The sequence below is a fragment of the Micrococcus sp. KRD070 genome (assembly GCF_017168435.1).
Taxonomy (GTDB): Bacteria; Actinomycetota; Actinomycetes; order Actinomycetales; family Micrococcaceae; genus Micrococcus; species Micrococcus luteus.
The window spans coordinates 1-9101 of the sequence record NZ_JABFNH010000022.1; the positions used below are offsets into that span (position 1 = coordinate 1).

The following is a 9101-nucleotide window of genomic DNA, read 5'->3' on the forward strand; positions in this document are numbered from 1 at the left end:
AGGCGAGGGGATACACGGGGGTCCTTTGCGTCCGGGGCGTCGGTTCCGTGCAAGGACGCCCGAGGGCCCGACCCTCCGGCCGGCCGCGGACGCGGTACCACCTTGCTTGCCGGCGTCGGGAGGTCCCCGGGGTGCTGGCCGCTTGATGACTGCTGTGACGGGCTTACCCGTCCGGTTCTACTGGGGCCGTGCGGCCCGTTCTTCCGGAGGCTCGCCGGTGATGGCCGGGTCGACGCCTGTGCCCGCCAGTGTAGTGGACGCTGCGCCGGCCCGTGGCCGCGGGGCCGGAGCGCGTCAGAGGGCGGTGCGCACGGCCGCCGACGCGTCGCCGTCGATCTCCACGTGCACGGCGTCCCGGCCCGAGGCCCAGAGGAGGAGCTCCCCGACCTCGCCGGTCACCGTGACGGGCGCCCGCAGCGCCACGGCCCCACGGGTGACGGTGACCGGGGCGCGGCCCGGGCCCTGGAGGACCACCGGCGCCGTGGACGTGCGCAGGAACAGCGGGGCCATGCGACGCAGCGAGCGGTAGAGGGCGTCCTCCTCGTCCGGGGAGAACGCGCGCGGGGCGGGCAACGAGCCGCCGGCCGAGGACTCGCCGCGCCGGACGTCCTCGAGGTGGATGAAGTGCTCGGCCGCGTTCACGTGCCTGTCCGCCGCCCGCATGGGGTTCAGCGCCGACGGGCCCGCGGCCCACTCCCGCACGACCTCGGCGTAGTCGCGGCGCTTGGTCGCCGCGGTCAGGCGGTCGAGGTGGCGGGACAGCGGCGGGATGAACAGGGCGGCGAAGGCGTCGGGCCGGCGCTCCCGCAGCCAGAGGTGGGCGGCGAGGTCGCGGGTGCTCCAGCCGCCGCACAGGGTGGGCGCGTGGGGGCCCTTCTCGAGCAGGAGGTCAGCGAGGCGGGCGCGTTCGGCTGCGGCGAAGGTGGTCATGGGCACCACGGTAGGGAGCGGGCCGCGGCGCGGGCGAGGGGTGGCGCCCCGCCGCGGCCTCGCATCCACCCGACGGGAGGGCTCAGCCTCCGGCGCCGAGGAGGACGCTCTCCCGGGAGATGCGGGTCATCTCCTCCCGGTCCACGACCTTCACCCGCTCCCGCGCCACCGGCCCGGCCTCCGTCGCCCGCGCACCCAAGGACTTCTCATGCTCATCCAGAGCATGCCAACCGGCCCACGTCGTGTACGGCACCTCACGGGACTCGAGCAGCTCGATCACCGACTCCTCCGACGGCTCCTGAGCCCGCCACAGCCCCGGCTCGTCCTCGATCAGATGCTTGATCGTCTCCAGGGAGTCACCCTTGGTGTGCCCGATCAACCCCACCGGGCCCCGCTTGATCCACCCCGAGGCATACAGACCCGGCACCGGGGCGCCGTCCGCGTCCAGCACACGACCCTCCGCGTTCGGGATCACACCGCGCACCTCATCGAACTCCACCCCCTCCACCGGGGACCCGAAGTACCCCACCGCCCGGTACACCGCCTGCACCGGATAGTCCACGGTCTCCCCCGTCGGACGGACCCCACCGGAACCGTCCAACTCCATCCGACGCATCCGCAGACCGTCCACCCGGCCGTCCCCGTCCTCGTCCAGGAACTCCTCCGGGGCCTGCAGGAAATGCAGGTGCAGCCGACGCGAGGCGCTCTGCTGACGGTCCTCCTGCTCCATGAGCCAGTTCGTCAACGTGCCCACCATGGTGCGGACCTGGTTGTTCTCCTCGATCGCCTTCTCCGAGGCCGCATCGAAGTCGAAGTCCTCCTCGTACAGCACGATGTCCACATCCCGGGAGTGCGCCAGCTCCCGCAGCTCCAGCGGGGTGAACTTCACCTGCGCCGGCCCGCGCCGACCGAAGATGTGCACATCCGTGACCGGGGAGGCGGCCAGGTCCCGGTACACGTTGTCCGGGATCTCGGTGGGCAACAGGTCCTCGGCATGCTTGGACAGGATCCGGGCCACATCCAGGGCCACGTTCCCGTTGCCGATCACCGCCACCTGCGTGGCCTCCAACGGCCAATGCCGCGGCACATCCGGGTGCCCGTCATACCAGGACGCGAAATCCGCGCCACCGAACGAGCCGGCCAACTCCACCCCCGGCACGTCCAGGACAGCGTCGCGCACCGCACCGGTGGAGAACACGATCGCGTCGTAATGCCGACGCAGATCCGCCAGGCTCAGGTCCGTGCCGTAGTCCACATTCCCCAGGAAACGGATGTCCCCGCGGTCCATGACCTTGTGCAGCGCGGTCACGATGCCCTTGATGCGCGGATGGTCCGGGGCCACCCCGTAGCGGATCAGGCCGAACGGGGCCGGGTACCGGTCGAACAGGTCGATGCTGACACGGAAGTCCCGCTCCTCCTTGGTCAGGATGTCCGCCGTGTACACCCCGGCGGGTCCGGCACCGATGATGGCGATGCGCAACGGGCGGTCAGGCCTCGAGGACGAGGGGGTCGGGGTCATGCTCGTGCTCCTTCGGAGGTCGGGTTCAGGGTCGAGATCGGGGCAGGGATGCCGGCCGCCGGCGCGCCGGTGGCGTAAGGGCTCAGGCGCACGACGTCGCCCACGACGATCACGGCGGGGTTCTCCACACCGACGGCGGCCGCCTGCGCGGCGATGGTCTCCACCGTGCCCACGGTGACCCGCTGGTCCGGCATCCAGCCGCGCTCGATGATCGCCACGGGCGTCGCGCCGTCGAAGCCGCGCTCCGTCAGTCGGCGCGCGGTGTCCGCGAGCCGGCGCACGCCCATCAGCAGGACGAGCGTGTGGTCGGCCCGGGTGGGCACTTCGGCCAGCTCTTCGTGGCCGGTCACCAGCGTGAAGCCGGTGGCGACGCCGCGATGGGTGACCGGGATCCCCGCGGCGGCGGGCACCGAGACGGCGCTCGTGACACCGGGGACCACCTCGACGTCGACGCCGTGGGCGCGGCAGTGCGCCGCCTCCTCGCCGCCGCGGCCGAGCACGTACGGGTCGCCGCCCTTGAGCCGGACGACGAGGCGGCCGGCCCGGGCCTCCCGGACCAGGACGGCGTTGATCTCGTCCTGCGTGGCCAGGTGGTTCCCGGGGGCCTTGCCGACCTCGATCACGGGCACCGCCGGGTCCAGCTCGGCCAGGAGGGCGCGCGGGCCCAGCCGGTCGGCGACCACCACGTCGGCCTCCGCGAGCAGCTGTCGGCCGCGCACGGTGATGAGCCCGGAGTCGCCGGGGCCGCCGCCGACGAGGGCCACGCGGCCGGGCTCGGAGGACGCGCGCCGCCGGCGCAGCGGCAGCCGCCCCGTGGACAGGGCGAGGGTGATCGCATCCTTCAGGGCGCGGGCGCGGCGAGGGTCTCCCCCGGCGTTGACGGCCACGGTCACGTCCCCGGCCCGGACGACGGCGGGCGTCCAGGCGGCGGAGGACTCGGCATCGGAGGCGTCGACGCACCAGACGCGGCGGGCCTCGGCGTCGGAGGCCACGGCCCCGTCCACGGCCCGGTCGCCGGTGGCGGTCTGGGCGAACCAGACCCCGTCGAGGTCGGACGGGCGGTAGGGGCGGCGGTGCAGGGTGAGCAGGCCGGCCGCCGCGAGCCGCTCCACCTCCTCCCCCGGCTCCGGGGCCACCACGGTGACGAGCGCGCCGGCGTCGAGGAGGGCGCCCATGCGGCGGCCGGCCACGCGCCCGCCGCCCACCATCAGGACGGGCCGGCCGAGCAGACGCAGGGAGGTGGGGTACAGATCGGACGCGGTCATCGCGTGCTCCCTTCCAGCAGCCCGCGGCGGCGCAGCATGCGCCGCTCGACGGGGCCGAATGCGGCCAGTTCGAAGAGGACGCCGACGGCCAGGATGGTCAGGACGGCGCAGAGGACGACGGCGAGGTCGGACGCGGCACGTCCCTCGTGGAGCAGGGTCCCGAGTCCCACGCCCATGGGCCCGCCGACGGCGATGATCTCGGCGGCCATGAGGCCTCGCCACGCGAAGGCCCAGCCCTGGCGCAGGCCGGAGACGAAGGCGGGCAGGGCGGCCGGGAGGACCACCAGCAGGGCGGTCTCGAGACGCGAGGCGCCCAGCACCCGGGCCGCGCGACGCAGCTGCGGCGGCACCTGGTCCGTGCCGGTGGTGAGGCCGGCGACCACGGCGGGGACGGCGCCGGTGAGCATCACGAAGTACGCGGTGGCGTCGCTGAGGCCGAACCACAGCACCGCGAGCGGCACCCAGGCCACGTTGGGCAGCACCATCAGGGCCGTGAGCAGCGGGCCGAACGCCCGCCGCAGGACGCCGACCTGTCCGAGCACGAGGCCCAGCCCGACGCCGACGACCACGGCGAGTGCGAAGCCCACGACGGCGCGGCCCACCGACGTCGCCACTGCCTGCTGGACGAGGCCCTGCGCCCACAGCGTCCCGAAGGCCCCGACGACGTCACCGGGACCGGTGATCGGCTCACCGCGCGCACCGGCCAGCCACGCGAAGGCCTGCCAGATCGCCACGAGCAGGACGACGGCGGCCACCGGGAGCAGGACCCGGCTCCAGTCCCACCCGGCCAGACCCGTCCGACGGGTCGAGTCGACGGCCTGGAGCGCGTCGAGGCCGCTGTCGAGCTCGCGCAGCTCGTCGTCGGTGGCGGCCCCCGGCGCGCGGCCGGGGGCGTCGAGGGTGGGGGTGTCAGTGCGCATGGCGACGGATCTCCTGACCGAGTCGGGCGGTGATGGCGGCCGTGAGGGCGGCCGCGGCGGGCGCGTCGTGGCGGGCGGCCGCGGGCACGTCCCATTCGGCGACGACGCGACCCGGACGTGAGGACAGCAGCAGCACCCGCTGGCCGAGGCGGACGGCCTCGGCCACGTTGTGGGTGACGAACACGACCGTCCGACCGGTCTGCCGCCACACGCGCTCGAGCTCCCCATGCAGCAGGTCGCGGGTGATCGCGTCCAAGGCCGCGAACGGCTCGTCCATGAGCAGCAGGGGGCGGTCCTGGGCGAGGGCCCGGGCCAGGGCGACGCGCTGGCGCATGCCGCCGGAGAGCTGGTGGGGTCGCAGGTCGGCGGCGTCGTCCAGGTGGACGAGGCGCAGCAGCTCCCCGGCACGCTCCCGACGCTCCCCCGCGGCCACACCGGCGAAGCGGAGGGCGAGCTCGATGTTGCCGCGGGCGGTGAGCCACGGGAAGAGGGCGGCGTCCTGGAACATGAACGCGGCCCCCTCCCGGGGGGTCTTGACGACGCCCGCGGTGGGCACCTCGAGCCGGGCGATGATGTTCAGCAGGGTGGACTTGCCGCATCCGGACGCGCCGAGCAGGCAGACGAACTCGCCCGGCTCGATCCGCACGGAGACGTCCTCCAGCACGGGCGTGGGCCCGCCGAAGCTCTTGCCCACGTCCTCCATCACCACTGTCATGACCGCTCCCGTCCCACCGTCGTCATCCGTCTCAGGCCTCGTCGCCGCCGCGCACCATGCCGGCGGCGAGCGTGGCCCCGTCGTGGGGGTCGATCACGAGGAACGCCCCGGTGCGCCGATGCACGGCGTAGGGCTCCACGGGCAGCGGCGCGGCCAGGTGCAGGCGCACCTGTCCGATGTCGTTGAGCCCGAGGGTCTCGGCCGGGTCGAGCCGCAGGGTGTCGAGGTCGAGCCGGCCGGCCACCTCCTGGACGAGCGCCCGGACGACGGCGGTGCCGTGCTTGACGAGGACCTGCTGCCCGACGCGCAGCGGCGCGGCGGAGAGCCAGCACAGCGCGGCGGCCACCTCCGCGGTGGGGCGCGGGGCGGTGTCCGCGGCGGCGATCGTGTCCCCGCGGGCCACGTCCACCTCGTCGGCCAGGCGCAGGACCACCGACTGCGGGGAGGAGGCCTCCTCGAGGGACTCGCCGGCGGCGTCCACGCCCACCACGGTGGTGGTGCGCACCGGCTGCCCCGGGGTGAGGACGGCGACGGCGTCCCCGGGCCGGACGGTGCCCGCCACCACCTGCCCGGCGTAGCCGCGGTAGTCGCGGAAGACCTCAGGGTCGAGGCCGGGGGCCAGGGCGCCCTGGGGGCGCACCACGAGCTGCACCGGGAAGCGGAAGGAGGCCGCGGCGTCGTCCTCGGCGTCCGCCCCGGGCAGGGACTCGAGCAGCTCCATGAGCGTGGGGCCGGTGTACCAGTCCGTCCGCTCGGAGCGGGTGACCACGTTGTCGCCCTGCAGGGCGGACACCGGGACGCTCACCGCGTCGGAGAGGCCGAGCTCCCGGGCCACGCGCCGGACGTCCTCGGCGATCGCGGTGAAGACCTCCTCGGCGTAGTCCACGAGATCGATCTTGTTGACGGCGACGATCACGTGCGGCACCCGCAGCAGGGCCACCACGCTGAGGTGGCGTCGGGTCTGCTCCACCACGCCCTTGCGGGCGTCCACGAGCAGCACGACGGCGTCGGCCGTCGAGGCGCCCGTGACGGTGTTGCGGGTGTACTGCACGTGCCCGGGGCAGTCGGCCAGCACGAAGGTGCGCCGGTCCGTGGCGAAGTACCGGTACGCGACGTCGATCGTGATCCCCTGCTCCCGCTCGGCGCGCAGGCCGTCGGTCAGCAGCGCCAGGTCCAGCCCGCCCTCGGCGCCGCCGAAGCCGCGCTCGGCGGAGGTGCGGGCCACGGCCTCGAGCTGGTCGGCCAGGACGGCCTTGGAGTCGTGCAGGAGGCGGCCCACGAGGGTGGACTTGCCGTCGTCGACCGAGCCGGCCGTGGCCAGGCGGAACAGGGTCCCGGCGGGGGCGCGCCGGTCCAGCAGTGCGGTGCTCATCAGAAGTACCCGTCCTTCTTGCGATCTTCCATGGCCGCCTCGGAGATGCGGTCGTCGGCGCGGGTGGCCCCGCGTTCGGTCAGGGTGGAGGCGGCGACCTCGAGCACGACGTCCTCGACGGTGGCGGCCTCCGAGAGGACGGCGCCGGTGCAGGACATGTCGCCCACCGTGCGGTAGCGCACCGTCCGCGTGGTGACCTCCTCGTTCTCGGCCGGGCGGGAGTGCTCCCCCACGGCGCGCCACATGCCGTCGCGGCGGAAGACCTCCCGCTCGTGCGCGTAGTAGATGGAGGGCAGCTCGATGCCCTCGCGGGCGATGTACCGCCACACGTCCAGCTCGGTCCAGTTGCTGATGGGGAACGCGCGGACGTGCTGGCCGGGGGTGTGACGGCCGTTGTAGAGGTTCCACAGCTCGGGGCGCTGGTTGCGCGGGTCCCACTGGCCGAACGCGTCCCGCAGGCTGATGATCCGCTCCTTGGCCCGCGCCTTGTCCTCGTCACGGCGGCCTCCCCCGAAGACGGCGTCGAACCGGTTGGTCCGGATCGTGTCCAGCAGGGGGGTGGTCTGCAGGGTGTTGCGGGTGCCGTCGGCGCGCTCACGCAGCTCGCCGCGGTCGATGTACTCCTGCACGGAGCCCACCACGAGCCGCAGGCCGAGCCGCTCCACCGTGCGGTCGCGGAACTCGAGGACCTCGGGGAAGTTGTGGCCGGTGTCCACGTGGACCACCGGGAAGGGGATCCTGCCCGGCCAGAAGGCCTTCGCGGCCAGGTGGAGCATCACCACGGAGTCCTTGCCGCCCGAGAAGAGCATGGCGGGGCGCTCGAACTCGGCCACCACCTCGCGGACGATGTGGATCGCCTCGGCCTCCAGGGCGTCCTGGACGTCGGGCCCGGCGGGGCTCACGGTCCCCGGGTCGGGGGCATGGGTGAGGGTCATCGTGTCTCCTTGGTCTGTCTCGGGTGCGGCGCTCAGACGTGGATGCCGCACTCGGTCTTCGCGGTCCCGGCCCAGCGCCCGGCTCGGGGGTCCTCCCCGGGGGCGACGGGGCGGGTGCAGGGACGGCAGCCGATCGACGGGTAGCCGTTCTGCAGGAGCAGGTTCACGGGCACGTCGTGGTCCGTGGCGTAGCCGACCAGGTCGTCGAAGCTCCACGGGGCGACGGGGTTGACCTTGACCATGCCGTGGGCCTCGTCCCAGCCCACCAGCGGGGTGTTCGTGCGCGTCGGCGCCTCGTCCCGGCGGACGCCGGTGAACCACAGGTCGTATCCGGCCAGCGCCCGGTTGAGGGGCTCGACCTTGCGCATCGCGCAGCACAGCCCCGGGTCACGGGCGAACAGGTCCTTGCCGTGGCGCTCGTCCTGCTCGGCCACGGTCAGCTCCGGGAGCACGTCCACCACGGTGACGTCGAGGCGGCGGGCCACCTCGTCGCGCGTCGCGAGGGTCTCGGTGAAGTGGTAGCCGGTCTCCAGGAAGAGGACGTCCACGCCGGGCATTCGCTGCGCCACCAGGTGCGGCAGGACGGCGTCGGCCATGGAGCAGGCGACGGCGGCCCGGCGGAGGTCCACGTGGCGGGCGGCCCAGTCGACCACCGCCTCGGCGGGGGCGTCCCAGCCGAGCTCGGCGGCGCCGGACTCCGCGAGCGCCTGCAGGCGCTCGAGGTCCTCGGTCGGACGGGTGGGGGGAACGGTGCTCATCGGAGGGCCTCCTCGTCGACTCGGTGCGCCCACCGGGCGAAGGTCTCGCCCGGCTCGCGCTGCTCGTCGTACCGGCGGACGAGGCGCTCGACGTAGTCGACCAGCCCGTCCGCGCGGACCTTCAGGCCGCGGACGCTGCGTCCGAGGCCGGCCTCGGCGCGGTCCACGGAGGCCAGGCCGCCGCCCAGGTGGACCTGGAAGCCGGGCGTCTGGCCGCCGTCGTCGTCCGGGAGCAGCTGGCCCTTCAGGCCGATGTCCGCGGTCTGGATGCGGGCGCAGGAGTTGGGGCAGCCGTTCACATGCAGGCTCAGCCGCTCGGGGAGGCGGTCGGCGAGGTCGGCCAGGCGCTCCTCGAGCTGGGCGATCGCGGCGGTGGCGGTGTCCTTCGTGTCCACGATGGCGAGCTTGCAGAACTCCAGGCCCGTGCAGGCGATGGTGGAGCGGCGGAACACGGACGGCTCCGGGTCCAGTCCCAGCTCCTTCAAGCCGGCCACGACGGCGTCCACACGGTCCCGCTCCACGTCCAGCACCACGATCTTCTGGTGCGGGGTGGTCCGCAGCCGGGTGGAACCGTGGGCCTCGAGCAGGTCCGCGAGGGCGGTGAGGGTGGTGCCGCTGGAGCGGCCGACGACGGGGGCGGCACCGATGTAGAAGCGGCCGTCCTTCTGCTCGTGGACCCCCACGTGG

At 74.0% G+C, this 9101-nt stretch carries 8 protein-coding genes and 1 pseudogene; all 9 read right to left on the bottom strand.

Features of this window, described 5'->3' with window-relative positions; genetic code table 11:
- Nucleotides 1-294: 294 nt before the first annotated feature.
- The gene (locus tag J1M38_RS07630) at nucleotides 295-930 is read right to left on the bottom strand and encodes a TIGR03085 family metal-binding protein (protein ID WP_063188738.1); all 636 of its coding nucleotides are present in this window, start codon (nucleotides 928-930) and stop codon (nucleotides 295-297) included.
- A gap of 82 nt (nucleotides 931-1012) precedes the next feature.
- Nucleotides 1013-2449: an FAD-dependent oxidoreductase gene (locus tag J1M38_RS07635; RefSeq protein ID WP_182488434.1), complete on the bottom strand. Its 1437-nt coding sequence runs from the start codon at nucleotides 2447-2449 to the stop codon at nucleotides 1013-1015.
- On the bottom strand, nucleotides 2446-3714 hold the full coding sequence (gene cobA / locus J1M38_RS07640; protein ID WP_206481587.1) for a uroporphyrinogen-III C-methyltransferase: 1269 nt from the start codon (nucleotides 3712-3714) through the stop codon (nucleotides 2446-2448). The genes J1M38_RS07635 and cobA overlap by 4 nt, the downstream gene beginning before the upstream one ends.
- On the bottom strand, nucleotides 3711-4634 hold the full coding sequence (locus tag J1M38_RS07645) for an ABC transporter permease (protein ID WP_061867766.1): 924 nt from the start codon (nucleotides 4632-4634) through the stop codon (nucleotides 3711-3713). The genes cobA and J1M38_RS07645 overlap by 4 nt, the downstream gene beginning before the upstream one ends.
- Nucleotides 4624-5349 (bottom strand): ABC transporter ATP-binding protein, encoded by a 726-nt coding sequence (locus tag J1M38_RS07650; protein ID WP_206481586.1) that lies wholly within the window; start codon nucleotides 5347-5349, stop codon nucleotides 4624-4626. The genes J1M38_RS07645 and J1M38_RS07650 overlap by 11 nt, the downstream gene beginning before the upstream one ends.
- A gap of 31 nt (nucleotides 5350-5380) precedes the next feature.
- Nucleotides 5381-6721, bottom strand: coding sequence for a sulfate adenylyltransferase subunit 1 (locus J1M38_RS07655; protein WP_041104782.1), 1341 nt, complete (start codon nucleotides 6719-6721; stop codon nucleotides 5381-5383).
- Nucleotides 6721-7656 (bottom strand): sulfate adenylyltransferase subunit CysD, encoded by a 936-nt coding sequence (gene cysD / locus J1M38_RS07660; protein ID WP_061867768.1) that lies wholly within the window; start codon nucleotides 7654-7656, stop codon nucleotides 6721-6723. The genes J1M38_RS07655 and cysD overlap by 1 nt, the downstream gene beginning before the upstream one ends.
- 32 nt (nucleotides 7657-7688) lie before the next feature.
- Complete coding sequence (locus J1M38_RS07665; protein ID WP_049146121.1) at nucleotides 7689-8414, bottom strand: phosphoadenylyl-sulfate reductase; 726 nt, start codon at nucleotides 8412-8414, stop codon at nucleotides 7689-7691.
- Nucleotides 8411-9101 (bottom strand): annotated as a pseudogene (locus J1M38_RS07670) (nitrite/sulfite reductase); the annotation flags it as partial. The pseudogene J1M38_RS07670 and the gene J1M38_RS07665, both read right to left, overlap by 4 nt.

Bases quoted from the DNA above. Each gene is read 5' to 3' on its own strand.
- J1M38_RS07630 (WP_063188738.1), bottom strand. From the start codon at position 930: ATGACCACCTTCGCCGCAGCCGAACGCGCCCGCCTCGCTGACCTCCTG.
- J1M38_RS07635 (WP_182488434.1), bottom strand. From the start codon at position 2,449: ATGACCCCGACCCCCTCGTCCTCGAGGCCTGACCGCCCGTTGCGCATC.
- cobA (WP_206481587.1), bottom strand. From the start codon at position 3,714: ATGACCGCGTCCGATCTGTACCCCACCTCCCTGCGTCTGCTCGGCCGG.
- J1M38_RS07645 (WP_061867766.1), bottom strand. From the start codon at position 4,634: ATGCGCACTGACACCCCCACCCTCGACGCCCCCGGCCGCGCGCCGGGG.
- J1M38_RS07650 (WP_206481586.1), bottom strand. From the start codon at position 5,349: ATGACAGTGGTGATGGAGGACGTGGGCAAGAGCTTCGGCGGGCCCACG.
- J1M38_RS07655 (WP_041104782.1), bottom strand. From the start codon at position 6,721: ATGAGCACCGCACTGCTGGACCGGCGCGCCCCCGCCGGGACCCTGTTC.
- cysD (WP_061867768.1), bottom strand. From the start codon at position 7,656: ATGACCCTCACCCATGCCCCCGACCCGGGGACCGTGAGCCCCGCCGGG.
- J1M38_RS07665 (WP_049146121.1), bottom strand. From the start codon at position 8,414: ATGAGCACCGTTCCCCCCACCCGTCCGACCGAGGACCTCGAGCGCCTG.